The 25,843-nt window shown below is 69.6% G+C and carries 26 protein-coding genes; 9 read left to right on the plus strand and 17 right to left on the minus strand.

Annotated elements, in window-relative coordinates:
• Positions 1-14: 14 nt before the first annotated feature.
• From ACRSBM_RS35660 to ACRSBM_RS35680, 5 genes are all read right to left on the minus strand, one after another.
• On the minus strand, positions 15-1,268 hold the full coding sequence (locus ACRSBM_RS35660) for an ABC transporter substrate-binding protein (RefSeq protein ID WP_434450557.1): 1,254 nt from the start codon (positions 1,266-1,268) through the stop codon (positions 15-17).
• Positions 1,269-1,436: 168 nt separating this feature from the next.
• Positions 1,437-1,970, minus strand: a complete 534-nt coding sequence (locus tag ACRSBM_RS35665; protein WP_434450559.1) for a general stress protein — start codon at positions 1,968-1,970, stop codon at positions 1,437-1,439.
• Positions 1,971-2,617: 647 nt separating this feature from the next.
• Positions 2,618-3,220 carry a hypothetical protein gene (locus ACRSBM_RS35670; protein WP_434450561.1) on the minus strand — a complete coding sequence of 201 codons (603 nt, stop codon included), beginning with the start codon at positions 3,218-3,220 and terminating at the stop codon, positions 2,618-2,620.
• Positions 3,221-3,309: 89 nt separating this feature from the next.
• Positions 3,310-4,131, minus strand: coding sequence for a hypothetical protein (locus ACRSBM_RS35675; RefSeq protein ID WP_434450563.1), 822 nt, complete (start codon positions 4,129-4,131; stop codon positions 3,310-3,312).
• Between the two features lie 79 nt (positions 4,132-4,210).
• A complete protein-coding gene (locus ACRSBM_RS35680; RefSeq protein ID WP_434450564.1) occupies positions 4,211-5,407 on the minus strand; it encodes an acyl-CoA dehydrogenase family protein in 1,197 nt (398 codons plus the stop codon).
• 201 nt (positions 5,408-5,608) lie between these two features.
• On the opposite strand from ACRSBM_RS35680, the gene ACRSBM_RS35685 reads away from it, so the two are divergent.
• The gene (locus ACRSBM_RS35685; protein ID WP_434450566.1) at positions 5,609-5,986 is read left to right on the plus strand and encodes a DUF4190 domain-containing protein; all 378 of its coding nucleotides are present in this window, start codon (positions 5,609-5,611) and stop codon (positions 5,984-5,986) included.
• An 11-nt stretch (positions 5,987-5,997) separates the two neighbouring features.
• On the opposite strand, the gene ACRSBM_RS35690 is transcribed toward ACRSBM_RS35685, so the two are convergent.
• Both ACRSBM_RS35690 and ACRSBM_RS35695 read right to left on the minus strand, forming a co-directional pair.
• The gene (locus ACRSBM_RS35690; protein WP_434450568.1) at positions 5,998-6,174 is read right to left on the minus strand and encodes a hypothetical protein; all 177 of its coding nucleotides are present in this window, start codon (positions 6,172-6,174) and stop codon (positions 5,998-6,000) included.
• 146 nt (positions 6,175-6,320) lie between these two features.
• On the minus strand, positions 6,321-7,280 hold the full coding sequence (locus ACRSBM_RS35695; RefSeq protein WP_434450569.1) for an HpcH/HpaI aldolase/citrate lyase family protein: 960 nt from the start codon (positions 7,278-7,280) through the stop codon (positions 6,321-6,323).
• Positions 7,281-7,523: 243 nt separating this feature from the next.
• Here ACRSBM_RS35695 and ACRSBM_RS35700 point away from each other — a divergent pair, with 243 nt between their 5' ends.
• The 4 genes from ACRSBM_RS35700 to ACRSBM_RS35715 are packed head-to-tail and all read left to right on the plus strand — an operon-like array spanning position 7,524 to position 10,435.
• A complete protein-coding gene (locus ACRSBM_RS35700) occupies positions 7,524-7,859 on the plus strand; it encodes a hypothetical protein (protein WP_434450571.1) in 336 nt (111 codons plus the stop codon).
• Positions 7,856-8,689, plus strand: coding sequence for an aminoglycoside phosphotransferase family protein (locus tag ACRSBM_RS35705; protein WP_434450573.1), 834 nt, complete (start codon positions 7,856-7,858; stop codon positions 8,687-8,689). The genes ACRSBM_RS35700 and ACRSBM_RS35705 overlap by 4 nt, the downstream gene beginning before the upstream one ends.
• A gap of 14 nt (positions 8,690-8,703) precedes the next feature.
• A complete protein-coding gene (locus ACRSBM_RS35710) occupies positions 8,704-9,957 on the plus strand; it encodes a magnesium transporter MgtE N-terminal domain-containing protein (RefSeq protein WP_434450575.1) in 1,254 nt (417 codons plus the stop codon).
• Positions 9,950-10,435 carry a DUF1003 domain-containing protein gene (locus ACRSBM_RS35715; RefSeq protein ID WP_434450577.1) on the plus strand — a complete coding sequence of 162 codons (486 nt, stop codon included), beginning with the start codon at positions 9,950-9,952 and terminating at the stop codon, positions 10,433-10,435. Before ACRSBM_RS35710 ends, ACRSBM_RS35715 begins: the two co-directional genes overlap by 8 nt.
• Positions 10,436-10,474: 39 nt before the next feature.
• Here ACRSBM_RS35715 and ACRSBM_RS35720 read toward each other — a convergent pair whose 3' ends face one another.
• Positions 10,475-10,873, minus strand: a complete 399-nt coding sequence (locus ACRSBM_RS35720; RefSeq protein ID WP_434450579.1) for an NUDIX hydrolase — start codon at positions 10,871-10,873, stop codon at positions 10,475-10,477.
• Positions 10,870-11,337: a MarR family winged helix-turn-helix transcriptional regulator gene (locus tag ACRSBM_RS35725; protein ID WP_434450580.1), complete on the minus strand. Its 468-nt coding sequence runs from the start codon at positions 11,335-11,337 to the stop codon at positions 10,870-10,872. The genes ACRSBM_RS35720 and ACRSBM_RS35725 overlap by 4 nt, the downstream gene beginning before the upstream one ends.
• A 103-nt stretch (positions 11,338-11,440) precedes the next feature.
• On the opposite strand from ACRSBM_RS35725, the gene ACRSBM_RS35730 reads away from it, so the two are divergent.
• On the plus strand, positions 11,441-12,586 hold the full coding sequence (locus ACRSBM_RS35730) for an Mrp/NBP35 family ATP-binding protein (RefSeq protein WP_434450582.1): 1,146 nt from the start codon (positions 11,441-11,443) through the stop codon (positions 12,584-12,586).
• Between the two features lie 78 nt (positions 12,587-12,664).
• Here ACRSBM_RS35730 and tatB read toward each other — a convergent pair whose 3' ends face one another.
• The 4 genes from tatB to sigE form a co-directional block, all read right to left on the minus strand.
• On the minus strand, positions 12,665-13,039 hold the full coding sequence (gene tatB / locus ACRSBM_RS35735; protein WP_434450584.1) for a Sec-independent protein translocase protein TatB: 375 nt from the start codon (positions 13,037-13,039) through the stop codon (positions 12,665-12,667).
• Positions 13,040-13,055: 16 nt separating this feature from the next.
• Positions 13,056-14,576, minus strand: a complete 1,521-nt coding sequence (locus tag ACRSBM_RS35740) for a trypsin-like peptidase domain-containing protein (RefSeq protein WP_434450585.1) — start codon at positions 14,574-14,576, stop codon at positions 13,056-13,058.
• A gap of 65 nt (positions 14,577-14,641) precedes the next feature.
• Positions 14,642-15,172, minus strand: coding sequence for a zf-HC2 domain-containing protein (locus tag ACRSBM_RS35745; protein WP_434450587.1), 531 nt, complete (start codon positions 15,170-15,172; stop codon positions 14,642-14,644).
• Positions 15,169-15,750: an RNA polymerase sigma factor SigE gene (gene sigE, locus ACRSBM_RS35750; protein ID WP_434450589.1), complete on the minus strand. Its 582-nt coding sequence runs from the start codon at positions 15,748-15,750 to the stop codon at positions 15,169-15,171. The genes ACRSBM_RS35745 and sigE overlap by 4 nt, the downstream gene beginning before the upstream one ends.
• A gap of 218 nt (positions 15,751-15,968) precedes the next feature.
• Here sigE and ACRSBM_RS35755 point away from each other — a divergent pair, with 218 nt between their 5' ends.
• Entirely contained in the window at positions 15,969-16,601 is a 633-nt protein-coding gene (locus tag ACRSBM_RS35755) for an O-methyltransferase (RefSeq protein ID WP_434450590.1), read from the plus strand.
• Between the two features lie 156 nt (positions 16,602-16,757).
• Here ACRSBM_RS35755 and glgC read toward each other — a convergent pair whose 3' ends face one another.
• Positions 16,758-17,972, minus strand: a complete 1,215-nt coding sequence (glgC, locus tag ACRSBM_RS35760) for a glucose-1-phosphate adenylyltransferase (RefSeq protein ID WP_434450592.1) — start codon at positions 17,970-17,972, stop codon at positions 16,758-16,760.
• Positions 17,973-18,060: 88 nt separating this feature from the next.
• Between glgC and glgA the strand changes: the two genes are divergently transcribed.
• The gene (gene glgA, locus ACRSBM_RS35765) at positions 18,061-19,212 is read left to right on the plus strand and encodes a glycogen synthase (protein ID WP_434450593.1); all 1,152 of its coding nucleotides are present in this window, start codon (positions 18,061-18,063) and stop codon (positions 19,210-19,212) included.
• Positions 19,213-20,541: 1,329 nt separating this feature from the next.
• Here glgA and ACRSBM_RS35770 read toward each other — a convergent pair.
• Positions 20,542-21,804, minus strand: a complete 1,263-nt coding sequence (locus ACRSBM_RS35770; RefSeq protein ID WP_434450595.1) for an MFS transporter — start codon at positions 21,802-21,804, stop codon at positions 20,542-20,544.
• 52 nt (positions 21,805-21,856) lie between these two features.
• On the opposite strand from ACRSBM_RS35770, the gene ACRSBM_RS35775 reads away from it, so the two are divergent.
• On the plus strand, positions 21,857-22,750 hold the full coding sequence (locus tag ACRSBM_RS35775) for a LysR family transcriptional regulator (protein WP_434450597.1): 894 nt from the start codon (positions 21,857-21,859) through the stop codon (positions 22,748-22,750).
• On the opposite strand, the gene ACRSBM_RS35780 is transcribed toward ACRSBM_RS35775, so the two are convergent.
• Together ACRSBM_RS35780 and ACRSBM_RS35785 are read right to left on the minus strand one after the other, a co-directional pair.
• A complete protein-coding gene (locus tag ACRSBM_RS35780; RefSeq protein ID WP_434450599.1) occupies positions 22,732-24,330 on the minus strand; it encodes a hypothetical protein in 1,599 nt (532 codons plus the stop codon). The genes ACRSBM_RS35775 and ACRSBM_RS35780 overlap by 19 nt on opposite strands.
• Positions 24,331-24,409: 79 nt before the next feature.
• Positions 24,410-25,825 (minus strand): leucyl aminopeptidase family protein, encoded by a 1,416-nt coding sequence (locus ACRSBM_RS35785; RefSeq protein ID WP_434450601.1) that lies wholly within the window; start codon positions 25,823-25,825, stop codon positions 24,410-24,412.
• Positions 25,826-25,843 lie beyond the last annotated feature (18 nt).

Raw genomic sequence — 25,843 nt, forward strand, 5'->3', positions numbered from 1 at the left:
CGTGGTCGCGTGACTCACGGCAGCACCCCCTTGGAGTCGAGTGCGTCCTGCAGTTCCTCGCGCAGCCTGTCCGCGGTCGCCTGCGGGTCGATGCTCGCGGGCGGAGACAGGATCGTGGAGATCACCGTCGAGACGTTCTGGTACGCGGGCGTGCGCGGCCGCACGCTGGCGTTCTCCAGCGTCTTGAGGATGTCGTCCTTCATCGGGTACGCCTCGGCCATCTCGGGCTCGTCGTAGACGGCCTTGATGGTCGGCGGCACACCGTCCTTGAGCGCGGCGAGCTTCTGGCTTTCCGCGCTGCGCAGGCACAGCACCGCGTCGAACGACTCGTCCGGGTGCGCGGTGTAGTTGCTGACGGCGTAGTTGATGCCACCGACGGTGACCTTCGCCTGGTCACCGCTCACCGTGGGGTACGGCGCCCACTTGAAGTTCTTCGCGAACTCCGGCTTCTTCTGCGCCGCCGCGTAGACGTACGGCCAGTTGAGCTGGAACGCCGCGTTGCCGTTCTCCATGGCGAGACGCGCGTTGTCCTCCGCCGCGTTCGAGAACGACGGGTCGATCGCCTCCGACGTGGCGAGCTTCTTCAGCGCCGCCAACGCCTCCACGGCCTTGTCGTCGACGATGGCCTTGGTGCCGTTCTCGTCGAGGATGGTGCCGCCGTTCGACTTGACCAGGGTGTTGAACAGCACTACGAGCCCCTCGTACTGCTTTCCCTGCGCCACGATCTGGCCGGGCTTCCCCTCCGCCACCAGCGCCTCGGCCATGGAGATCATCTCGTCCCACGTCTTCGGCGGCGTGGGCACGAGGTCGGAGCGGTACCAGAGCAGCTGGACGTTGGTGTTGTCCGGAGCCCCGTACAGCTTGCCCTCGTAGGTCGCCGTCTCGAGCGGCGTCTTCAGCGTGCCGGCCTCGACCTGCGACTTGACCGAGCCGGTGAACTCCTTGATCCAGCCCGCCTTCGCGAGCTCCGCGGTCCACGTGACGTCGAGCCCGAGGACGTCCATGCTGTCGTCCTCGGCCGCGAGTCTGCGGACCATCTGTTCTCGCTGACCGTCAGCCTCGCGCGGCAGCTTGTTGTAGACGATGTTGTAGCGCCCGCCGGCCTTCGCGTTGCAGCTGTCGACGATGGCCTGGAAGTTCTCCTGCGGATACTTGTAGACGTTGACGGTGATGCCGCCCTCGCTCGCCCCGCACGCCGTGAGGGTTCCTGCCGCGAGTACCGCAGCCCCCACGCCGGCGGCGAGTCGATGGCGCCGTGTCGCACCCATCGGTCCTGCCTCCTTCCCGACTACACGGAGGAGCCAGACCGCAGCGCCCGGCACCTCGTCGTGCCACCGGCCGCACCGGGCGGACCGGTCAACCGAACCTAGGCCTGGTGATCAGGAGCCGCAAGCAAGGGAAGCAACGATTCAGAACCAATGGGCGATGATCACGTCTCAATTGCTCGGGTTCACGGGCCGCATCGCCAGCTTGGCGAGCAGGTCACGCCCCTTCTCGGCCGACTTCGGGTGGCAGAGCACGTCGTACCGCCCCGCGACCAGCTGGCTGGCCGACTGGAAGTCCCGCTTGCCGCGCGCCGACCCGTACCCGACCGCCGCGAACACCAGCCCGAAGAACACACCGGTGATCAGACCGGTCAGCACCGGCCCGACCGTGACCCCCGGCTCGGAACTGAACAGTGTCAGCAGCAACCCCACGAACAGACCGAACCAGGCACCGCTCGCCGCACCGGTCGCCAGCACCCGTCCCCAGGTCAGCTTGCCCGTGACGCGTTCGACGAGCATCAGGTCGACGCCGACCACCGTGATGTCCTGCACCGGAAAGTCTTCCAGCGCAAGGAAGTCGACGGCGCGCTGCGCCTCCTCGTACGTGGCGTACGAACCGACCGGCCACCCCGTCGGCGGAGTGGGCAGGCGGGGAGGGACGCCGGGCCGGTTCGGGTTGGCGAACGGACTCGTCACAGGGACCACCTCTGTCGGACGCGCTGATCGTCCCATCCTGCCAGTGCCGCGTGTCGCGTGCTGAGACGCCTACGGGTGTTTTGCCGGGTTCGGGCTTCGAGCGTGGCGACATGCTCCGGTCAGCGGGGTTGGTCAAGCGGACAGCTTCTCGGCCAGTCCTGATGCCCGTCAGTCCTCAGGCAGAGGAGCGATCACCACTCCGTAGCGATCTCGAAGATCGCTGACGAGCCGAATGCCTCCATCTCAGTGAAGCGGCAGAGATCTGCGTTTCGCATGGCACGCTCGATCGCACAGCGCGAAGTCAGGTCGTTGAAATAGTCCTCGACGTCACACATATAGCCGGTCTCGCATTCCGAGACAAGCTCGTTCCAGCGAGAAAGCAGCTCCGAAGGGTTGTTTCGCTCCGCCTACCTAATGCCAGATTCAACTCGGAGAATTCCACTTGAAAGGAGCGGCTGGCGGTCATCGTCCAGCCTCCCACCGAACATGTCCGGCGTCAGCAGGCAGGTACCTGCGGGCTCGGCGGGCAAAAACGCGATCGCCGAGCTCCAGCCAAGTGACAGAAAGATCAGCCGAGCCATATCGACCCATCTCCCACCGCTGCGAAAACTCGTTCATCAACGTCATCTTGCCTAGGCGGTCCCACCAGAGCAATCTCAAATTGACGCCAACATGAGTTTGAACCGGTGCGCGTGCGCCCGATAGTGCCTGGCATACACGTCCTGATTCTCCGCCACCCGCTCCCCCTCGCGGTCGAGAACCTCGGTCGCCGCGCTGGTGTTGCCGTTGATCACGTGGATGATCGCCAGCTTCCGCGCCCGTTCGAAGTCCAGCAGCGACTCCGGCTTGCCCACGAGTTCGCGAGACAGCGTGTCCCACTTCGCGTACTTGTCGATGTACGGCTGACCGTGCTTCTGCACGGCGCTCACCAGAGACGAAGCGATCGCAGCGTGGTCGCCGCCGGGCTCGAATGTCCACCGCCAGCACGGCTTCTCCGGCATCAGGTAACCGAGCGGCGAGGAGACGACGGGGGTGACCGGGGCTCCCACGCCCAGGGCGCGGCAGACCTCGTCGAACCTGCGGAAGCAGACGCCGACCAGCGGGGTGAGGCCGAGGTTGCCCGAGATCGCGAACCCGAGCCACCCGGATGCGCCGTCACCTCGGTCCTGCAGCCAGACGTGGCCGCGCCGCACGAAGCCGGTTGACCGCAGTGCGGCGTCGACGGCGACCAGCACGTGTGTCTTCGCTGACGGCCTCACGCGCCCAGCGTGCCAGAGTGGTCCAGATCCCGCCGGGTCACCGGCATCTCGGCACGTAGCGCGGGTGCGACCCAGTTCGCCGATCGCCTTCAGTGCAGGACGGGTCCCAGGAACCCGGCCAGCCTCCGCACCGCGTCCGGTGGCACCTCGTCCAGGTGTTCGGTCAACTGCAACAAGATCCGCCCGCCGCCCAGATCCGTGACCGCGAAACAAGGCGCGGAAGCCAGGACCTCCTGCACACCGCCCAAAGTGGCGACCTGACGCGGGCCGAGCAACGTCGCCCAGTGCGGGCCGCGCGCCAGCTCCGCCGCCAGGAAAAGGGACTCGTCGAGGCCGACGCCGACGGACACCTCGTGCGCGGTTCGCACGCCGACGCGGTCGAGGGTGATCCAGCCGCCGCAGGCGCGGACCAGTGACGCTCCCGAGCGGAACGCCGAGAGCCAGTCCTGTTGCACCCCATGGGAGATCCAGCCGCCGAACAACGAGCGGGAGGCGGCGACCACGATCTGGTGCGGGAACGCGGGGTCGTCCTTCAGCAGGATCTCCGCGACCCAGCCGTCGTCGGCCAGGGGCAGGCCCTGGAGGTCGAGCTGGACCAGTCGCACGCGCAGGAAGGACGGCAGGTCCGACAGGGCCGCGGACCACGACGGAGGGGTGAAGTCACCCGAAGAGAGCAGCAGGCGGGCGTAACCGGGTGGGCCCCACGGAGTTGTGTCGGACGGGACGTAGTCGCGCGCCACCGACACGAGCTCCTCGACGGAGGCCGGGCAGAGCGGCGCGAGCAGGTCGGTGAAGACGGCGCCGAACCAGCTGGCCAGCGCGGGACGGTCGACGCCGGAGAACGTGTCCAGCTCCAGGCGGACCACGTGTGGCGGCGACACAGGTCCCGGAAGCGTCAGGTCTGTGCTCAAAGTGAGCGAACCCTATGGCTCCCAGGTGAAACCCGTCAGGGGCCAGTCTCGTGAAAGAGTGACCCCAACGGACGAACCTCTAGCCGCGCGACTGGTAGTCGCGGAGCAGGCCGCGGGAGATGATCGTCTTCTGGATCTCCGACGTGCCCTCGCCGATCAGCAGGAACGGGGCCTCGCGCATCAGGCGCTCGATCTCGTACTCCTTGGAGTAGCCGTAGCCGCCGTGGATGCGGAACGACTCCTGCGTCACCTCGGCGCAGTACTCGGACGCGATGAGCTTGGCCATGCCGGCCTCGACGTCGTTGCGCTGGCCCGAGTCCTTCAGCCGCGCGGCGTTGACCATCATCAGGTGCGCGGCCTCGACCTTGGTGGCCATCTCGGCGAGCTTGAACGCGATGGCCTGGTGCTCGACGATGGCCTTGCCGAACGTCTTGCGCTGCTGGGAGTACTCGATCGCGAGCTCGAACGCGCGGATCGCGATGCCGCACGCGCGGGCGGCCACGTTCACGCGGCCCACCTCGACACCGTCCATCATGTGACGGAAGCCCTGGCCCGTGACGCCGCCGAGGACCTGGTCCGCGGCGATCTCGAAGCCGTCGAACACCATCTCCGTGGTGTCGACGCCCTTGTAGCCCATCTTGTCGATCTTGCCGGGGATCGTGAGGCCGGGCAGCACCTCGCCGTAACCCTCGGGCTTCTCCACCAGGAACGTCGTGAGGTTCTGGTGCGGCTTCTCGGCGCCCTCGTCGGTCTTCACCAGCACGGCGGTCAGGTTGGACGTGCCACCGTTCGTCAGCCACATCTTCTGGCCGTTGATGGTGTAACCCGAAGCGCCCTTCACAGCCCGCGTGCGGATCGCGGCCACGTCGGAACCCAGCTCCGGCTCGGACATCGAGAACGAGCCGCGCACCTCGCCCGCGGCCATGCGCGGCAGGTACTTCTCCTTCTGCTCGGGAGTGCCGTGCTGCTTGAGCATGTGCGCCACGATGAAGTGGGTGTTGATGACACCCGAGACGCTCATCCAGCCGCGCGCGATCTGCTCGACGACCAGCGCGTAGGTCAGCAGGGACTCGCCCAGGCCGCCGTACTCCTCCGGGATCGTCAGGCCGAAGAGGCCCATCTCCTTCATGCCGTCGACGATGTCGGCGGGGTACGTGTCGCCGTGCTCCAGCGTCTGGGCGTGCGGAATGATTTCCTTGTCCACGAACGTGCGAACGGTCGCGAGGATTTCTTCCTGGATGTCCGTGAGACCCGCGGTCTGGGCGAGGCGCGCCATCGCACTTCCCTTCCAAAGCAAGAGTTACCGGCGAGTATGGACCGGTTAACGCTCGTTTGCGACCGGGGTGTGCTCTCCGCAACAACGGGGGCGCCCGCTGTACCGAAACAGCACCCCTGACAGGTGCGATCGCGCACCCGCACGCGACGAACCCGGCCGCCGGACCTTAAGATCCCCGCTCAAACATCTAGGGGGCTCGCGATGACCTACGACCCGCACAACCCGAAGCAGCCGGGCGATCCGTACGGCCAGCAACAGCCTTACGGCCAGCCCGGTCCGTACGGCCAGCAGCCCATGTACGGCTACGGCTACCCGCCGCCCCCGCCCAAGTCGCAGACGAACGCGATCCTGGCACTGGTGCTGTCGCTCGTGGGCTTCGCGACCTGTGGCGTGACGTCGATCGTCGGCGTCATCTTCGGGCACATCGCGATGGGGAAGATCAAGCGTGGCGAGGAGGAAGGCCACGGACTGGCGCTCGCCGGCATCATCGTCGGCTACGTCGTGATCGTCGGCTACTTGCTGTTCATCGCGTTCTACATCTTCGCGATCTTCGCCGCGGTCAACGGGACCTACAACTGAACGAGGAGAACTCAGCCCGCGAGGGCGATCTCCAGCGCGCCACCGCAGTGGCGGCAGACGTCGGCGAACACGTGGACGTCGGCAGCGCATCCCGGGCAGCTGCGGAAGCTGCGCTCGAGCAGGTCGTCTTCGCGGCGTTTGAAGAGCCGCAACCGTCTGCTCGCCTTGCCGTTATTCGAACGTGACATGCCCCAGAGCATGCCCCCACACCGGGGCGGGATCGCAAACTCCGGTGACGGATTGTGCGCCACTTCACCCGATTCGAACGCAACCTGTGACGGTCGAACACGCACAGTGGTATTCAGGGTGAAGTAGCGCACAATCCGTAACGGATTCAGGCCTCCGGCGGCGACCAGACGTTCGAGCGCGACATGCCCGCCGCGCGGCCCTTGCCGGAGATCACCAGCGCCATCTTGCGCGACGCCTCGTCGATCATCTCGTCGCCGAGCATCACCGCGCCGCGCTTGCCGCCCGCCTCGGACGTGAAGTACTCGTACGCGTCGAGGATGTTCTCGGCGTGGTCGTAGTCGTCCTGCTTCGGGCTGAAGACCTCGTTGGCCGCGTCGATCTGGCCGGGGTGCAGCACCCACTTGCCGTCGAAGCCCAGCGCCGCCGAGCGACCGGCGACGCGCTTGTAGCCCTCGACGTCGCGGATCTGCAGGTACGGGCCGTCGATGGCCTGCTTGTCGTGGGCCCGCGCGGCCATCAGGATCCGCATCAGGATGTAGTGGTAGGCGTCACCGACGTCGTAGCCGGGCGGCTGCTCGCCGACGACCAGCGACTTCATGTTGATCGACGCCATGAAGTCCGCCGGGCCGAAGATGATCGTCTCGACGCGCGGGGACGCGGTGGCGATCGCGTTGACGTTGTTCAGGCCCAGGGCGTTCTCGATCTGCGCCTCGATGCCGATCCTGCCGACCTCGTAGCCCATCGTCTTCTCGATCTGGGTGAGCAGGAAGTCGAGCGCCACGACCTGCTCGGGCGTCTGGACCTTCGGCAGCATGATGCAGTCGAGGTTCGCGCCGGCGCCCTCGACGACCTCGGTGACGTCGCGGTAGGTCCACTCCGTCGTCCAGTCGTTGACGCGCACGACGCGGGTCCTGTTGCCCCAGTCGCCCTCGTTCAGGGACGCGACGATGGTCTTGCGGGCGTCGGGCTTGGCCAGCGGGGCGCAGGCGTCCTCCAGGTCCAGGAACACCTGGTCCGCCGGCAGCGTGCGCGCCTTGTCGATCATCTTCTGGCTCGAGCCGGGGACCGCCAGACACGAGCGACGGGGACGCTGCTGGTCGACCACTGGAGTACCTCCTTGTACCGGCCGGTAACGATGAGCGCCACAGTGGCACGCATCAACTCCGGGCGCATATTCGCTGAGTCCCGTCTCACAGACGCGAGTTCGCGTTGGTCGTCCGGTCAACCGCTCACGGCGGGTTCGGCGAAGCCCAATCCGCCGTGAGCGATTCGGCCGGACGACCAACTTCCCGGCGAACGCGCCGCCGGCTGCGGAGCAGCGGCCATCCAACACTGGCAGGCTGAACCGGTGGAGATCACTCGAGTACTTGACGCGGCGCTGCGCAAGGCGGCGGCCGTCTGGATCACCTCGCCCGGCCACGAACCGCGTCTCGTGCACGCGCACTGGCGGGCCGACGCGTTGTGGGTCATCAGCGGCGGCACCGAACCGGAGGCACCACTGAGCGACGGAGCCCAGGTCACCGTCACCGTCCGCTCCCCCAGCACGCACTCACACCTCATCGACGCCCAGGCCGTCGCGCACCTGACCGAGCCCGACGACGAGACGGCGCAGGCGCTCAGGACCGCGCGGCTCAACACCAAACCGGCCTGGGAAGCCGTGTACCGCCTGGAGTTCAGCGCATGATCACGGTTCCGGACGGCTTCGGCGAGGGCCTCGGCGACGGCGCGCGCGAGTGGGTCGCGACGCTGCCCAAGCTCGCCACCAAGGCGTGCTCGCGGTGGCGGCTCACCCCGGACGGCGCGCTGATGAACGGGTTCTGCGCGGTCGTGCTGCCGGTCCGCCAGGCCGACGGGCACCCGGCCGTGCTCAAGCTCAGCTGGGTCGACGAGGAGACCGCGCACGAACCGCTCGCGCTCCAGCTCTACGACGGCAACGGCGCCGTGCGGCTGCTCGCCCACGACGCCGAGCTGGGGGCGTTGCTACTGGAACGCCTCGACCCGCACTCGCTCGACGACGAACCGATCGACCTCGCGGTCGGCGTGATCGGTGAGCTGCTGCGCCGCCACAAGCACCTCCAAGCGCCCGACGGGTTCCGCCGGTTCGAGAACGACCTCGAGGACCACCCCGCCATCCCGCCGAAGCTGCTCGACGCGGCACGGGAGGTCGGTCAGCGCCCGATGGGCACGACGCTGGTCAACGAGGACCTGCACTACGAGAACGTGCTGCGCGGCACCCGCGAACCGTGGCTGGTGATCGATCCGAAGCCGCTGTCCGGCGATCCCGAGTACTGCATGATTCCGTTGCTGTGGAACAGGTTCGACGAGCTGGACGGTCACAAGGGCATCACCGGCCGGTTCCTGGCGCTGTGCGACGCGGGCGAGCTGGACGTGGCGAAGGCGCGCGACTGGACGCTGCACCGCGCCGTCGCCAACTGGATCTGGTGCCTCGACGAGGACATCGAGGACGTGGCCGTGATCTGCGCCGAGATCGCGCGGTGGGCGGCCCGGACCTGATCTAGCCTGGTGACGTGGTGGCTGTGAACCGGGTTTTCATCGCTCAGCTGGCCGGACTCCCCGTGTTCGGCCCCGACGGCGAACCCGTCGGCAAGGCTCGTGACGTCGTGATCAGCCTCCGCATCGACCGGCAACCGCCGCGCGTGCTCGGCATGGTCGTCGAGCTCGTGACGCGGCGGCGGATCTTCGTGCCGATGCTGCGGGTCACCTCGATCGAGCCGAACGCGGTGACGCTCGCGACCGGATCGGTGAACCTGCGGCCGTTCCACCAGCGCGTCAACGAGGTGCTGGTGATCGGCGAGCTGCTCGACGCCAAGATCCAGCTCGACGACGGCGGCACGGCGGTCGTCGTGGACGCCGCGATGGAGCTCACCCGCACCCGCGACTGGCGCATGGTCCGCGTCGCCGGGCGGGGGCGCACCGGCCGGTTCAGCCTCAAGGGCCCGGTGCAGGTGTGGAGCTGGGAGGAGGTCGGCGGCCTGAGCGTCAACGAGATCGCGGGCCAGCCGCAGGGCGCGCAGCAGCTGGTCGCGGTGTTCGAGGGCATGCGCGCGGCGGACGTGGCGCACGCGTTGCACGAGCTGCCGCCCAAGCGCCGCCACGAGGTCGCGGACGCGCTGGACGACGAACGGCTCGCGGACGTCATCGAGGAACTGTCCGAAGAGGACCAGAAGGAAGTCCTGGCGCACCTGGACGAGGAGCGCGCCGCGGACATCCTGGAGGCGATGAACCCGGACGACGCGGCGGACCTGCTGAGCGAGCTGGCCGAGGGCACCAAGGACCGGCTGCTGGAACTGATGGAACCCGAGGAGTCCGCCCCGGTCCGGCGCCTCCTCGAGTACTCGTTCGACACCGCCGGCGGTCTGATGACACCGGAGCCGATCATCCTCACCCCGGACGCGACGATCGCGGAAGCGTTGGCACGAGTGCGAAATCCCGATCTCACGCCGGCGCTGGCGTCGATGGTCTTCGTGTGCCGCTCGCCCTCCGCGACCCCGACCGGCCGCTACCTGGGCTGCGTGCACATCCAGCGGCTGCTGCGCGAACCACCGTTCGACCTCGTCGCCGGAGTCCTCGACACGGACATGGCCTACCTGTCGCCGAACGCCTCACTGAGCGACGTGACGCGCTACTTCGCCACCTACAACCTGGTGTGCGCCCCGGTGCTCGACGAGACCGAGCACCTGCTCGGCGCCGTCACCGTGGACGACGTGCTGGACCACCTGCTGCCGGCCAACTGGCGCGAGACGGGACTGAGCCATGCCTGAACTGCTGCCCCGGCGCCGACTGGACCAGCCGCGCGAGCCGCGCGGCCTCCGGTTCTCGATCGACCCCGACGCGTTCGGCCAGCTCTCCGAACGGCTCGCGCGCTTCCTAGGAACCGGCAAGTTCCTGTTCTGGCAGACGCTGCTCGTCGTCGCCTGGATCACGGTGAACCTCGTCGCGGTGTCGCTGCGCTGGGACCCGTACCCGTTCATCCTGCTCAACCTGGCGTTCTCGACGCAGGCCGCCTACGCCGCGCCGCTGATCCTGCTCGCGCAGAACCGGCAGGACGACCGGGACCGGGTGTCGCTGGAGGAGGACCGGGCGCGGGCGGCGCAGACCAAGGCGGACACCGAGTTCCTGGCCCGTGAGCTGGCCGCCCTGCGGCTCGCCGTCGGCGAGGTGGCGACGCGCGACTTCATCCGCGGTGAGCTGGAGAAGCTGGTGAAGGAGCAGAACAACCTGAAGAAGGTCCGGCACTGACGGCCGGGGAGTTTCAAGACGTGGCGCGGGTGCGCCGGATCACCCGCTGACCTGCCCGCTCGCGACGAGGTCCGACAGGACGTCGTGGATCGCGGGCGCCGTCTCGGTGTGCTCGCGGTACTCGGCGCTGGTCACGTAGGTCAGTTCGGCGATCTCGCTCGTGGGCCGCGGGGTGCCCCGGAGGCGTGCCGTGAAGCAGGTCATGTCGACCATCGCGCCCTCACCCTCGCCGTACGCGGGTGCGACGTAGCGCCGGAGGACCTCGGGGTGCTCCAGCTCGATGCCGAGCTCCTCCCGGACCTCGCGGCGCAGGGCGTCCTGCGGTGTCTCCCCCGGCTCGATCTTGCCGCCGGGGAGGTAGAACGCCTTCTTGTTGCGTGAGCGCACAACGAGGAGGCGGCCAGCCTCGACGTGCACCAGTCCCACCACCGTGATCACGGGAACACGTCGTCCGCGGCCAGGCGGTCGCACGTGCGGCCGAAGGCCTCGAGCTCAGCGGGGTCGAAGCTCTCCCCGAAGTGCTCGGCGACACCGGCCAGGTGGGTGGCGGACGCGCTGCGCAGGCGTTCGGCGCCGAGCGGTGTGAGCACGGCCACGATGCCGCGTCCGTCACCGTCGGCGCGCTCCCGCCCGACCAGGCCCGCACGTTCCAGGCGGTCGACCAGGCGGGTCACGCCCGATCGGGACAGCAGGACGGCGTCGGCCAGTTCTGTCATGCGCATGCGCATGGAAGGCGTCTCGGCCAGTTGAACCAGCACGTCGTACGCCGCGAGCGATAGGCGCTGCTCAGCAATCAGTTCGGCCTCGAGGACCCTCGTGATCCGTGCATGCGCGCGGAGGAACGATCGCCACACCCCGAGCTCGACACGGGTGGGCAACCGGGAACTACCCGATTCCGGCACGGGCGTCGATGTTACGGACAGCGTCCCCCCGGCTACGACCTGGCCCTGTGCTGGAAAGTGACCGGCCGGTAGGAGAGCCGCGAACCGGACGTAGCATGGCTGGGTGACCACCACGCAGCCCCTCCCCACGGTCGACGACGTCCGCAAGGCGCTCGCCGGCGTGCAGGACCCCGAGATCCGCCGTCCGATCACCGAGATCGGCATGGTCAAGGACGTCGAGGTCGGCACGGACGGCGCCGTCGCGGTGGGCATCTTCCTCACGGTCGCGGGCTGCCCGATGCGGGACAAGATCACCAAGGACGTCACCGCCGCGGTGCAGGCGCTCGACGGCGTCTCGTCCGTCCGGGTGGACCTCGACGTGATGAGCGACGCCCAGCGCACCGAACTGCGCAAGACCCTGCGCGGCGGCACCGAGGAGCCGGTCATCCCGTTCGCCCAGCCGGGCTCGCTGACGCGCGTGTACTGCGTCGCGTCCGGCAAGGGCGGCGTCGGCAAGTCCTCGGTCACCGTGAACCTCGCCGTGGCGATGGCCGCGCGCGGACTGTCGGTCGGCATCGTCGACGCGGACATCTACGGCCACTCGATCCCGCGCATGCTGGGCGCCGACGGCCGTCCCACCCAGGTCGAGAAGATGATCATGCCGCCGCAGTCGCACGGCGTGAAGGTCATCTCGATCGGCATGTTCACGCCGGGCAACACGCCCGTCGTGTGGCGCGGGCCGATGCTGCACCGCGCGTTGCAGCAGTTCCTCGCGGACGTGTTCTGGGGCGACCTGGACGTGCTGCTCATCGACCTGCCGCCCGGCACCGGTGACATCGCGATCTCCGTGGCGCAGCTCGTGCCGAACGCCGAGATCCTCGTGGTGACGACCCCGCAGCAGGCCGCGGCCGAGGTGGCCGAGCGCGCCGGGTCGATCGCGCTGCAGACGCGGCAGCGGGTGGCCGGTGTCATCGAGAACATGTCGTGGCTGGAGATGCCCGACGGCTCACGCATGGAGGTCTTCGGCGCCGGTGGCGGCGCGGCCGTCGCCGAGTCGCTGACCAAGGCCATCGGGTCCGACGTGCCGCTGCTCGGTCAGGTGCCGCTCGACCCGCGCCTGCGGGAGAACGGCGACTCGGGCACGCCGATCGTGCAGGCGGTGCCGGACTCGGCCGCCGCCCAGGTCCTCACCGAGGTGGCGACGAAGCTGTCCGTCCGCTCCCGCGGCCTGGCCGGCCGCCTGCTGAACGTCTCGCCCGCCGGCCGCTGACCACAGCCTTCTGCCGGTAACGCGGGGGCCCTACGTTTCCTTGAGGGAAACGTAGGGCCCCCGCGTTACCGAAACAGGTCAGGTCGCATCGGGGTCGTACGGCGGGCGTTCGCCTGGCGCTAGCGGGCGCTGCTCCGGCGCGGAAGCGGCCGGCGGCGCCGGGTAGCCGTTCGACTTGGTGGGCTCCGGCTCCTCGAAGAGGTGCTTGGTCACCGCGCGCTTGGGGTCGAAGTTGCGCAGCTCGCGCAGGTCCTCGAGGGGCTTGCGGAGCTGCTCGAACTCCGGGCCCATCTCCTGCTTGAGCTGTTCGCGCGCGCCGGTCGCGTACTCGCGGACCTGGCGTACCATCTTGCCGAGCCATGCTGCCGCGGACGGCAGGCGTTCGGGTCCCAGAATGAAGAGACCCGCGACGACGATGATGAGGATCTCTGGCCATCCGATGCTGTCGAACACGGGTCCAGCGTACTTGTCAGTCGGACTTCAGGGTCACGTCGAGTTTGAGTTCACGGCCTTGTCGCGCAAGCACTACCTGGACCGTCTCGCCGATCTCGTGCTCGCGGACCGCGACGACGAGCTCGGCGGCGTTGCGGACCATGCGGTCGCCGACCTTGGTGATCACGTCGCCCTCCTGGATGCCCGCGGCCGCGGCCGCGCCACCCGCGGGGACGTTCTGCACCTGGGCGCCCTCGGAGGTCTCGGCGGACACGGACTTGACGTTGACGTTCATGTCCGCGTGCTTGACCTGGCCGGTGCGGATCAGCTCCTGGCTGATCTTGCGGGCCTGGTTGCCCGAGATCGCGAAACCGAGGCCGACCGAACCGCCGGTCTCGGTGCGGATCGACGAGTTGATGCCGATCAGCGCGCCGCGCGAGTCGACCAGCGCGCCGCCGGAGTTGCCGGGGTTGATGGCCGCGTCGGTCTGGATCGCGTCGTAGGTGACCTGGGGGCCGCCGTTCTCGCCCGCGGCCGTCACCGGGCGGTGCAGCGCGGAGACGATGCCCTCGGTGACGGTGTTGGAGAGCTGCAGCGGTGAGCCGATGGCGATCACGCTGTCGCCGACCTGGAGCTCGTCGGAGTCGCCGAACTGCAGGACCGTGGGGTTCGTGACCTCGACCTTGATCACCGCGAGGTCGGTCTTCGGGTCGCGGCCGACGACGCGGGCCGCGGCGCGGGTGCCGTCGGTGAAGACGGCGCTCAGCTTGGCCGAGGAGTCCTGGGCCGCGGGGGCGACGACGTGGTCGTTGGTCAGGATGTAGCCGCCGGCCTCGATGACGACGCCGGAACCGACGCCCGCCACGTTCGCGCCCTTGAACTCGATCGAGACGACGCTCGGCGTCACGCGCTGGGCGATGTCCGAGATCGAGCCGGCGGGACGTTCCTTGCCCTGCTCGACCTCGGCCAGGGTGACCGTCGAGTCGGTCAGCGGGTTGCCCGCCCGGCCGATCAGCCAGCCGACCAGGCCGCCGACGGCGCCCAGCACCAGCGCGACCGTCAGCAGCAACGCCAGCGCGGCCGGCTTCACGCGGCGGCCGAACAGCAGCTCGGGCACGCTCAGCTGCGGGCCGGGCTCCGCCTTGCGCTCAGGTTCGCCGGACGGCTCCTCGCCGACGGCGGGCGGGCCGATCACGGCACCGGAGGCCGGGTCGCGCCACGGGTCGCCGGCGGGCTTGTCGCCCCAGAACACCGGGTCGATGTCCGGGTCCGGGTCCGACACGGGCTGCGGTGGCCGCTGCAAGAGCTCTGCCGAGCCCTGGCGGCCGAAGGCGGTGGTGAGCGACTCGGGAGGCGGCGGTGCCGACTGGACGGCCGGCACGGGCACGTCACGGGCGGCGAAGGCGCCGGAGACACCGTCCGGGCGGCCGAAGGCGGTGGCGGACGCGGGGTCGACCGGCGGCTGCGCCAGCGGGCGTGGCCGGAGCCTGCGATGCGCTCCGTCGTCCACCCCGGAAACGGGTGTGGGCGTCTGGCCGTTGGGCGACTGCTGGCTCATCTCTCCCCGAGTTTTCCGCTAGGAGTGCTGAACGACAGCGTGCCTCACGAACAGTGAAATGACTGTCAGGGGGTGGTGGCGAAGACCGCGCCGGCGTTGCGCGGAGCGGGCGGCGCGGCAGGGGCGTCGCTCTCCGGCGTGGTGAACGCGAGCGCGCCGAGCAGCATGCCGCTCACGACGACCCCGGCACCCTGGCGGGCGCGGCGGCCGCTGAACCAGCCGTTGCTGCCCAGGGGTCTGGACGAGCCCAGCACCGGCCCTGAGCCGAACGCGGGCTTGTCCGTGCGCTGCACGGCGACGAACTGACCGTCCTCGGTGATCGCGAGCCCGTCCGGAGCGGACGGCAGGTCGACCTCCTGCGGGATGGCACCGAGCCTGTCCAGCAGCGACGCCGACGCCGTGGGCGCCGAAGCGGTGCGCACCGCGGCGCGCGCCTGCTGCTGCGTGAAGGTCTCGAAGGCGCAGAAGCCACAGCGCTGGATGTGCGCTGAAGCCCGCTCGTGTGCGGTCGAGGACAGTTCTCCGTCCACGAACGCGACCACGGCATCCGGCAACAGGTGCTGCTCAGGCAGGCCCCAACCACGGAGGTCGGTCATGCAGAGTCCTCCAGCAACGATTCCCGACGACGACGTTCGAGCGCGGACTTCAGGGCCTGGCGGCCCCGATGGATCCTGCTCCTCACGGTACCCATCTTCACCCCGAGCGTGGCACCGATCTCCTCGTAGGAGAGTCCTTCCACGTCACAGAGCACGACCGCGGCGCGGAACTCCGGCGGGAGCTCGTCGAGCGCGGCCTGCAGGTCGGGGTCGAGGTGGTTCTCGTCGTAGATCTCCTCGGGGGACAGGTCGTCACCCTCAAGGCGGTCGTTGTCCTCGGGCAGCGCCTCCATCCGGACTCGGCTGCGCCGGCGGGCCATGTCGAGGAAGAGGTTGGTGGTGATGCGGTGCAGCCACCCCTCGAAGGTGCCCGGCTTGTAGGACGCGAGGGAGCGGAAGACGCGGATGAACGTCTCCTGGGTAAGGTCCTCGGCGTCGTGCTGGTTACCGGTCAGGCGGTACGCGAGCCGGTAGACCCTGTCCGCGTGCTCACGGACGATTGCGTCCCACGAGGGCGGCGTCCAGTCGGCCGTCTCGATGGGCGCGACGGCCTCCGGCGAACTCGACTGCGTGCGCATCAGGTGTTTCGGCACCTCCAGGTAGGCCGCCCGGCGACCCTTGTGCGGCTCAACGAGCGACGGGTCCGGCTTGTTCCCGACTAGAGCCTGGCTTCTTGCCTCTGTACCTTCTCCTGCTCCCTTTAAACGATCGTGAGAGTGGGCTGAGAGCAGCCTGAGAATCTCGGTTCGGGCCGCGTTCACCCGTTTTGGGTGCGCGTGGCACTAACCTGCGATCCGTGACCACGGAATCGGCCCTACGGGAGTACGTCGAGCAGTACCTCCCCGAGGACGACGTGCACCTGGCGGCGCGAGCACGCGGCCAGGAACTGGGCTGCGTGCCCATCGGCGCGGGCGGAGGCGCCGCCCTGCGGTTCCTCGCGACCGCACTCCAGGCCCGCGCGGTCGTCGAGATCGGCACCGGAGCGGGCACCAGCGGCCTGTACCTCCTGGCGGGAATGCCCAGTTCAGGCGTCCTGACGTCGATCGACGTGGCCCCCGAACACCAGCGCGCCGCCCGCGAGGCCTACGCGGCGGCGGGGATCTCCCCCTCGCGCACCCGGCTGATCATGGGCAAGGCGCTCGAGGTACTGCCCCGGCTGACCGACGCGGCGTACGACCTCGTCTTCGTCGACGCCTACAAGCCCGAGTACCCCCGGTACCTGGAGCACGGCGTCCGCATGCTGCGGCCGGGCGGGGTCATCGCGTTCGACAACGTGCTGTGGCACGGCGCCGTCGTGGACCACAGCCAGCGCGACGAGTCGACCCAGGCGATGCGGGACATCGCCCGCCTGGTGAAGGAGGACGACCGCCTCGTGCCCGTCATCCTGCCGCTGGGCGACGGCCTCCTGGTCGCCGCCCGCCGTCCCTAGCCCCGCCTCACAGGTGTACGCGGGGACCTTTCGTACTCTGTGACGGTACGCAGGGGCCCCGCGTGCCCGCCTGGTGGCCGCCCGCCGCCCCTGCCGAAGGAACGCGGGAGCCCCGCGTTTCCTTCTGGGGAACGCGGGGGCCCCGCGTGCGGCGGACTAGTAGGCGCGGACGCCCTTGCCCAGGACGGTGACGCCGCTGGCGGACACCGTGTAGCGCTCGCGGTCCATCGGCGCGTCCACGCCGATCAGGGCGCCGTCGGGCACCACGACGTTCTTGTCCAGAATGGCCCGTCGCACCACGGCGCCCTTGCCGATCCGGACGCCGGGCAGCAGCACCGAGCCCTGCACCACGGAGCCGACCTCGACCGTCACGTCGGAGGAGATCACCGACCCGTGGATCTTCCCGGAGATGATCGACCCCGGCCCCACCATCGAGTCCTCAGCGGACCCACCGGCGATGAACTTGGCCGGCGGCATCGGCGGGGTGGCGGTCCGGATGGGCCACAACTGGTTGTACAGGTTGAAGATCGGGTGGACCGAGACCAGGTCCATGTGCGCGTCGTAGTAGGCGTCGATCGTCCCGACGTCCCGCCAGTACCCGCGATCCCGGTCGGTGGCGCCGGGCACCTCGTTGTCCTGGAAGTCGTAGACGTGCGCCTTACCGCGGTCCACCAGCATGGGGATGATGTCGCCACCCATGTCGTGGTCCGAGTCGGGGTTCAGCGCGTCCCCGCGCAGGGCGTCCAGCAGCGCCTCGGTCGTGAAGACGTAGTTGCCCATCGACGCGAAGGTCACGTCCGGGTCGTCCGGCACGTGCGGCGGCTCGGACGGCTTCTCCAGGAACCGGGTGATCTTCCCGGACGCGTCGGAGTCGATGCAGCCGAAGGCCTTGGCCTCGGTCCGCGGCACGCGGATGCCCGCGACGGTCACGGCCGCGCCCGACTCGACGTGCTGCGAGATCATCTGGCCGGGGTCCATCCGGTACACGTGGTCGGCACCGAAGATGACCACGTGGTCGGGCTTCTCGTCGTGGACGAGGTTGAGCGACTGGAAGATCGCGTCGGCGGAACCCGTGTACCAGCGCGGGCCCAGGCGTTGCTGGGCGGGAACCGGGGTCACGTACTGACCGAGCACATTGGACAGGCGCCACGTCGTCGAGATGTGGCGGTCCAGCGAGTGCGACTTGTACTGCGTCAGCACGCAGAGCTTCGCGAGCCCCGCGTTGACCAGGTTCGACAGCACGAAGTCGACCAGCCGGTAGTTGCCCCCGAAGGGCACAGCCGGTTTCGCGCGGTCGGCCGTCAGTGGCCACAGGCGCTTGCCCTCACCACCGGCAAGCACAATTCCGAGGACGTGCGGCTGCCCCTTCACGGTATGTGACCCTATCCGTGCGATCGTTCTCGAACCAGACGCAAACCGGTTCGTCCCAACAGGGACCGCCGTGATCTACGGTGGGTGCGTGCGAGTAGCGCTTCTGACCCGGGAGTACCCGCCGGAGGTTTACGGCGGGGCCGGCGTGCACGTGGGATTCCTCGTGCCGCACCTCCGCGAGCTTGTGGACGTGGACGTGCACTGCTTCGGCGCGCCGAGATCGGACGCCACGACCCACAACCCACCGCACAGCCTGGAGCAGGCGAACGCGGCCCTCACGACCCTCGCGGTCGACCTGGAGATGGCCGCGGCGATCTCCACGGCCACCCTCGTGCACTCGCACACCTGGTACGCCAACATGGGCGGTCACCTGGGCAAACTCCTGCACGGCATCCCGCACGTGGTGACGGCGCACTCGCTGGAGCCGCGCCGGCCGTGGAAGGCCGAGCAGCTCGGCGGCGGGTACCGGATCTCGTCGTGGGCCGAGCGGACCGCGTACGAGCACGCGGACGCGGTCATCGCCGTGAGCGAGGGCATGCGGGCCGACGTGCTCGACGCCTACCCCGCGCTCGACCCGGCGAAGGTCCACGTCGTGCGCAACGGGATCGACTCCACGGCGTACCACCCGGTGGCGGAGACGGACGCGCTCACCTCGCGCGGCATCGACCCCGAGAAGCCGATCGTGGCGTTCGTGGGCCGGATCACCCGGCAGAAGGGCGTCGGTCACCTCGTGGCGGCCGCCCACCAGATCCACCCGGACGCGCAGATCGTGCTGTGCGCGGGCGCGCCGGACACGCCGGAGATCGCCGAGGAGACCCGGCAGGCGGTGAGCGAGCTCGCGGCGGGCAGGGACGGTGTCTTCTGGATCCAGAAGATGCTGCAGCCCGCCGAGGTGCGGCAGATCCTCAGCCACGCGACGGTGTTCGTGTGCCCGTCGGTCTACGAGCCGCTGGGCATCGTGAACCTGGAGGCGATGGCGTGCGGCACGGCGGTCGTCGCGAGTGACGTCGGCGGCATCCCCGAGGTCGTCGCGCACGGCGAAACGGGCCTTCTTGTCCACTATGACGAGCACGATTTGTCGACATATCGACACCAGCTCGCCGAATCGATCAACGAATTGATCGCGGATCCCGAGCGCGCGAACCGTTTGGGTGCTGCCGGTCGCAAGCGGGCTGAGCAGGAGTTCTCGTGGTCCGCGATGGCTGAACAGACGGTCGAGGTCTACCGCGCTGTGATTTGAGCCACACTCGTCCGGGGCAACCCTGAAGTGTGAGCGCCGCCTTTAACCAGTAGTGACGTTGTGGCTTCAACTGGTGAAGGGCGCGAGGACTGTGCGTTGTGCGCTGCTTGCTCTGACGGTCCTCCTCGCGGTGACCGGATGTGGCACAGCTCCCGCGACACAGCCGGTGGCGGTGCAGCTCACCATTGACGGCAAGAAGCTCGCCAACGCCTCTGACCTGCAGTCACAAGCCGAAGCACAGCTCGCCTACACGCTCGAGTACGGCTACGTGGCACGGGCGGGCGCCGCCGCGGTCAGCTGCTGGTTCGCGAAGACGGGCGTCGAGTCCGAGGTCGACAAGCGGCTGTGGTGCGGACCGGTCCAGGTGCCCGGCACGAACACCGGCACCGACTGGGTGCCCGTGCCGATGAAGGAAGTCACCAAGGCGGATGACGAGGTCCGCTACGAAGTGCAGTCGCCCCAGGTGCCCGAGAAGGGCAACCGCAGCACCCCGCTGGGGTTGCTCGTGCGCACCGACGGCAAGGAGTTCGACCCGAAGAAGCAGCAGGACCTCACGGCCGGACGAGACTTCCTCGCCGTGCTGCCCGACGACGGCAAGCGCACCAACGTCGACCTCGGGCTGGGCAACGCGGACATCAAGCTGCGCGACGACCTGCTCAGCGCCGCCATCACCGCCTGGGCGAACCCGGACATCTGGTTCACCGCCGAGGGCACCCTGCGCGCCGAGTCCGGCTCGCGGCTGCGGGTGATCAGGATGAAGGTCGAGAAACTCAACGAGACGGACAGCGGTTTCCACCGCACCAACTGGCAGGGCTTCGCCCCGCAGCCGTCCGAGCTCGCGCTGGAGGTGCCCGGCAAGCGCCAGCTGCTGCCCGCCGATCGCCTGCCCGCCAACGGCTCGGTCTTCGTCGTCTACACCGTGCCCGACCCGCAGGAGGGCACCGAGTCGCTGGCCCTCAGCACGCTCGGCGCCAAGTCGCTGGAGCAGCGCGCCGAGATCCCGTCCGGCAAGCGCACCGACAACCCGCCCCACGTCCTGCAGCGCGCCGCCGCTCCCGCTCAGTTCTCCGAGCCCACCCAGAAGATCAAGTTCGGTGACCGCGAGCTGGGCATGAAGGTCACCGGCGTCCGGCTCGGCCGGCAGCGCCCGATCAAGCTCGGCGAGAGCCAGTACGACGTGGCCACGATCTCCGCGCCGGACAAGGCGCTGCTGGAGGTGCGGGTCGAGGCCACCGGCAACCTGCCCGACACCGCGGCCGGCCTGTGGACCAAGGACCTGATCACCGTCTCGCTGGCGGACGGCACGCCCGCGAAGCAGGTCGGCGCCCGCTACGACGGCGGCCCGTTGCCGTTCGCGATCGTGGTCGAGGTCCCGGCGGACACCCGCGCGGTCTCGGTCGGCATGGTCGAGGGCGCACCCGACCTGCCGCGGCTGGGCAGGACCGCGATCGCCCCGCTCGACCCGCGCGTCACCCTCGCGCTGGACTTCTGAGCCGATGACGTGTTCAGCACCAGCATCGCGGCGAGCGAGAGCCAGCCGATGATCACCAGGACGAGGCCGCCCCAGCCCCACTCCTCGTAGGCGGTGCTGCCGGACGTGCCTCCGACGCTACTGCCCACGTAGAACCCGGCCAGGTACAGCCCGGACGCGTGGCCGCGGGCGTGTTCGGGTGCCCGCGCGCCGACCCAGCCGCTCGCCGTCGTGTGCGACGCGAAGAAGCCGGCCGTGACGATCGCCAGCCCGAGCGGCACCCACACCAGGCTCGCCAGCGCCCCGGCCGCCAGCACGCCGATGCACAGCAGCAGCACCCGGCCGCGCCCGAACCGGTCGGCCAGCCTGCCCGCGAACGCCGCCGACGTGCTGCCGAAGCCGTAGAAGAGGAACACCAGCGTCTCGAGCCACGCCGGGCCGCTGAGCTGGAAGCCCGCGACGTTGTAGAACGAGATGAACGCCCCCACGAGCAGCACGGCGACCACGTACAGCGACAGCAGCACCGGGTCCTTCAACGCCGCCTTCATCCCGCTGGGCGCACGCTTCGGCCTGCTCTGGGCCTTCGGCAGGAAGAACACCACGACCAGCGCCGCGACCAGCCCGAACACGCCGGCGAGCAGCACAGAACCGCGCCACCCGAGCCAGTCCGAGGTCATCCCGGCGACCAACCGGCCCGCCATGCCGCCCAGGCTGTTCCCGGCGATCATCGCGCCCATCGCGGCGCCGAGCCCGTTGCGGTCCAGCTCGTCCGCGAGGTAGGCCATGGACGCCGCGGGCACCCCGGCGGCCGCGACGCCCTGCAGCACGCGCAGCAGCAGGAACACCTCGTAGTTCGGTGCGAACGGCAGCACGAGCCCCAGCACCGCCGCCACCAGCACGCTGACCACGATCACCGGGCGACGCCCGGCCCGTTCGGACAGCATCGCGATCGGCACGACCACGACCGCCAGCGCCAGCGTCGCCGCGGAGAGCGCGAGCGACGCCGCCGCCGGCCCCAGCCCGAACTCGGCGGCGATCTGCGGCATGACCGGCTGCGGGGTGTAGAGCAACGCGAAGCACGCGAACCCCGAAGCGGCGATGGACGCGGTCAACCTGTTCACGGCTTCGACGCTAAGCCATACGTCCAATACGGAAATGAGCCAGAATCAATCCGTGGATGAATTGGACCTGGCCCCGAAGCTGGCGATGCTGAAAGCGCTTGCCGCCGACGAGCACGTGACTCGTGTCGCGGAACGCATCGGGCTCCCCCAGCCCACGGTCAGCCGCTGGCTCGCCGAACTGGGCGACCAGCTCGGCGCACCGCTGCTCGTCAAGAGCGGCCGCCGGGTCCGCCTCACCCGCGCGGGCCGGTTGCTCGCCGAGGCCGCGACCCGCTCGCTGGCCGCGCTCGAACCGGGTCTGCGCGAGGTCGAGGAGGAACTCGACCCGGAGAAGGGCCACGTCGTGCTGGGGTTCCTGCACATGCTCGGCCGCGCGATCGTGCCGGAGCTGGTGCGCGGCTACCGCGCCGAGCACCCGCACGTGCGGTTCGGCCTGGTCCAGAACGCCCGCCAGGCCGTGATCGACAAGCTGGTGAGCGGCGAGATCGACCTCGCCCTGGTCGCCCCGCCACCGGTCGGTCCCGAGTTCGAGTCGGTGGTCGTCTTCCAGCAGGACCTGATCGTCGTCGTGCCGTCGGGACACCGGCTCGCCACGAGGAGGTCCGTGCGCGTCCAGGACCTCGCCGACGAGGAGCTGATCACGTTGGAACACGGCTACGGCCTGCGCCAGATCACCGACGACCTGTGCGCCGCCGCCGGGGTCACGCCCCGCTACGTGTTCGAGTGCCAGGAGATCGAGACCGTGCGCGGACTGGTGGCGGCGGGACTCGGCGTGGCACTGCTGACCCACGCCGAGTTCGCCCCGCCTCCGGGACTGCGGGAGCTACCACTGACCCCGCACACGGGCCGGATCTTCGGGCTGGCCTGGCTGAAGGACACCCCGCTGCCGCCCGCCGTGCGCGCCTTCCGCGACCACGCACTGAGGACTCACGGCGTCCAGGCCTGAGCACCCGACCACGTGCGCAGGTATGACTCGGCACCGCTCAGCATGTCCCGCACGAGCTGGTCGCCACCGAGTTGCCGCACCTGCTCGACCCAGTCCGGGATCAGGCCGACGTGCGCGCCGCCGTCGGTGTTGACGTCCCACACCCGCTCGCCGGTGCGCTGCCGGTCGACCAGCGGGCCGTCCGGGAAGCTGCGGAACGGGTAGGTCACGCCGGTACGTGGCGCCGGGTGCGAGCCCACGCCGTTGAAGTCGCTGCCGAACCCGAGGCCGATGTCGTACTTGCGGCGCAACGGCTCGTAGGCCGCCGCCTGCGCGACGTACCGGTCGGCGTCGTTCTCGTAGCCCGCCACGAACCCGCCGAGCTGGTAGACCTTCTCGGTCCACTGCGCGTCCATCCAGCTGTGGCTCGACAGGATGCCGGGGTAGCGCGCGGCAGCCGCGAGATCGAGGGTGCGGCCCGCGGCCTTCACGCTCATGTGGTCGATCTCGATCATCATGTTCCGCCGCATCATGCCCTGCACGGCGTACTCGCCCAGCGACGTCAGGCCGCGCACGTTGCACCGCTTCGCCGGGTCGTACCGCGGCGCGACGACGGTCGCCGGGATCAGCGCGTTCGGCCCGGCGGTGCCGATCGGGTTGTCCTGCTGCGGTCCCGAGCACTGCTCGGTCTTCCACCACGTGCCGGTGCGCAGGAACTGGCCCGCGTTGATCACACCGCCCTGCGTGCCCGAGTCGAACCGGACGCCGCACAGCGCGTTGTCGAACTTGTGGCACAGGAAGGCGCTGCGCACGCCGAGCGCGTAGACCTCGTCGAGTCCGCGGTCGATGTCGGCCTTCCCGCACAACGGCAGGTCGAGGAACTGCCGGCAGCCGAACAGCTCGGAGGTCTCGATGCCGAGCACCACGGCGAGCTTGCCCTGCGTGATCACGTCCCTGGCCTGCTCCGCCGACGTGACGATGCGGAACCAGCCCTTGCCGGGGCCGCCGAACTGCCGGTCGACGAACGCCTGCAGCTCGTAGGTGCGCTGGGCCTGCAACCGCACCGACGCCATCTCGTCGCAGGAGCGGTCCTTGAACGGGTGGATGATGCATAGCTCGGCGTTGCTCGTCAGGTCGGTGACCAGCACGCGCTGCCCGCCGCGCCACGCCCGTTCCAGCCAGGCGTAGTAGTTCTGCTGGTGCGAGACCGTCGTGGAGGACGGCCAGTCGTGGAACGTCGGCCAGCCCACCGGGTCGTGCCCGTCGAGGTCGCCGGTGACGATCGCCTCGAAGATCGCGCCCAGGCCCGCCGGGTGGTGCTCGGGGCAGTCCTTCAGCGCGTCCGCCACGCCCTGCTCCGAGAACGGCCTGCCGCAGATCAACCGGCCGCCGAACCCCTCGTTGGTCATGAGGTGGTTGTGCGCGTCGACGAACCCGCGCACCCTGCCCTGGCCGTCCGTGCCCCGGAAGGGCTCACCGGTCACGTTGACCTGCGAGTCCGGCACCGGCCGCGCCACCGGTTCCCACCAGGGCGCGGCGGCCGACGCGGGAGTGAGTGCCGCGGCTACCAGGACCAGGGCGACGACCAGGCGGACGATCATGTGAGCGCTCCTCATGGTGTGGTGGCGCTCACATGATGCCGTGGAACCCGCTCGTCTCGTATCGGCGGATCGTCGGTACTTAGGCCTTCTTCGAGTAACTCTCGGCCAGCTCGATCAGCGTCCGTGCCCCGAAGCCCGTCGCACCCGCGACGACCTCGTCGTAGACCTTCTCCGACCGCGCGGGTCCCGCGATGTCGAGGTGTGCCCACGGCACGTCACCGGCGAACTTCTGCAGGAACAGCGCCGCCGTGATGCCACCCGGTCCGGGCGGGCACTGCTTGTAGTCCGCGATCTCGCTGGCGACGGCGGCGACGTGCTCCTCCAGCAGCGGCATCCGCCACCACTTCTCACCCGCCCGGGAGCCTGCCTCGACCACCTCGGCCGCGATCTCGCCGGACGCGCTGAACACGGCGCCGGTGCGCAGGCCGAGTGAGACCTTCATCGCACCGGTCAGCGTCGCGACGTCCACGAGCAGGTCCGGCTTCAGGTTCCGCACCGCGTACGCCATCGCGTCGGCCAGGACCATGCGGCCCTCGGCGTCGGTGTTCTGCACCTCGGTGGTCGCGCCGCCGTAGTGGCGCACGACGTCGCCCGGCCGGTACGACGAGCCGGAGACGTGGTTCTCCGCACACGGCACGAGGCCGGTCACGCGCACCGGCAACCCACGCCGGGCCACGGCGAGCAGGGCCGCGATCACCGCGCCGCCGCCCGCCATGTCGGTGCGCATCAGGTGCATGCCGTCCGCGGGCTTCACCGAGATGCCGCCGGTGTCGAACGTGATGCCCTTGCCGACGAACACCAGGTGCGGTCCGGTGGTGCCGTAGGTCAGCTCCACGAACCGCGGCGGGCGCGCCGACCCGCCGCCGACCGCCAGCACGCCGCCGAAGCCCTGCTGCCGCAGCCACTTCTCGTCGCGCACGACGGCGGACAGGCCGTCGACCTTGTCCGCGAGCCTGGCGGCGGTGGACGCGAGCCACCGCGGGTCCTTGACGTTGGACGGCGTGTTGGCGAGGTCACGGGTCAGCGCGGTGGCGGTGGCGAGCGCGTGGGCCTTCAGCGCGGCCGACGTCAGCACCTCCTCGAACCCGGTGTCGCCGGTGACGAGCCGCAGCGAGCCGACGCGTTTCGGGGCGTCCTCGCCGGTGACCTTGAACCGGTAGCCGCCGAGCGCCACGCCCAGCACGAACGCGCGCACCTTGTCGGCGTCGAAGTCCGGGGTCAGCAGGACGTCGGCGCTCTTCGGGGCGTCCTCACCGCTCAGCGCGCGCACGAGCGACGCACCGGCCGTGCGGTAGTCGGCGAGCGTCCCGGTGCCGACACCGAGCGTCCAGGTCTCGTCGTGGCGGACCGCCTCGCCGGCCTTGCCGGTCAGGTCGGAGACGTCGATGCCGTCGCCGCCCGGTCCGAGCGCCGGTCCGGTGGACGCGAGCACGACCGCCGGAACGGTGCGGCGCGAGGTGGTGGCCACCTCGACGTCCACGAGCTTGGTTGGCACTGACGGGACCGTCGACGC

Source organism: Lentzea xerophila (genome assembly GCF_051094245.1).
Lineage (GTDB): Bacteria > Actinomycetota > Actinomycetes > Mycobacteriales > Pseudonocardiaceae > Lentzea > Lentzea xerophila.

Coding starts and splice junctions, on each gene's coding strand:
- ACRSBM_RS35660 (WP_434450557.1), bottom strand. CDS start 1,268: ATGGGTGCGACACGGCGCCATCGACTCGCCGCCGGCGTGGGGGCTGCG.
- ACRSBM_RS35680 (WP_434450564.1), bottom strand. CDS start 5,407: ATGGCGCGCCTCGCCCAGACCGCGGGTCTCACGGACATCCAGGAAGAA.
- ACRSBM_RS35685 (WP_434450566.1), top strand. CDS start 5,609: ATGACCTACGACCCGCACAACCCGAAGCAGCCGGGCGATCCGTACGGC.
- ACRSBM_RS35690 (WP_434450568.1), bottom strand. CDS start 6,174: ATGTCACGTTCGAATAACGGCAAGGCGAGCAGACGGTTGCGGCTCTTC.
- ACRSBM_RS35705 (WP_434450573.1), top strand. CDS start 7,856: ATGATCACGGTTCCGGACGGCTTCGGCGAGGGCCTCGGCGACGGCGCG.
- ACRSBM_RS35715 (WP_434450577.1), top strand. CDS start 9,950: ATGCCTGAACTGCTGCCCCGGCGCCGACTGGACCAGCCGCGCGAGCCG.
- ACRSBM_RS35740 (WP_434450585.1), bottom strand. CDS start 14,576: ATGAGCCAGCAGTCGCCCAACGGCCAGACGCCCACACCCGTTTCCGGG.
- ACRSBM_RS35745 (WP_434450587.1), bottom strand. CDS start 15,172: ATGACCGACCTCCGTGGTTGGGGCCTGCCTGAGCAGCACCTGTTGCCG.
- sigE (WP_434450589.1), bottom strand. CDS start 15,750: ATGCGCACGCAGTCGAGTTCGCCGGAGGCCGTCGCGCCCATCGAGACG.
- ACRSBM_RS35780 (WP_434450599.1), bottom strand. CDS start 24,330: ATGATCGTCCGCCTGGTCGTCGCCCTGGTCCTGGTAGCCGCGGCACTC.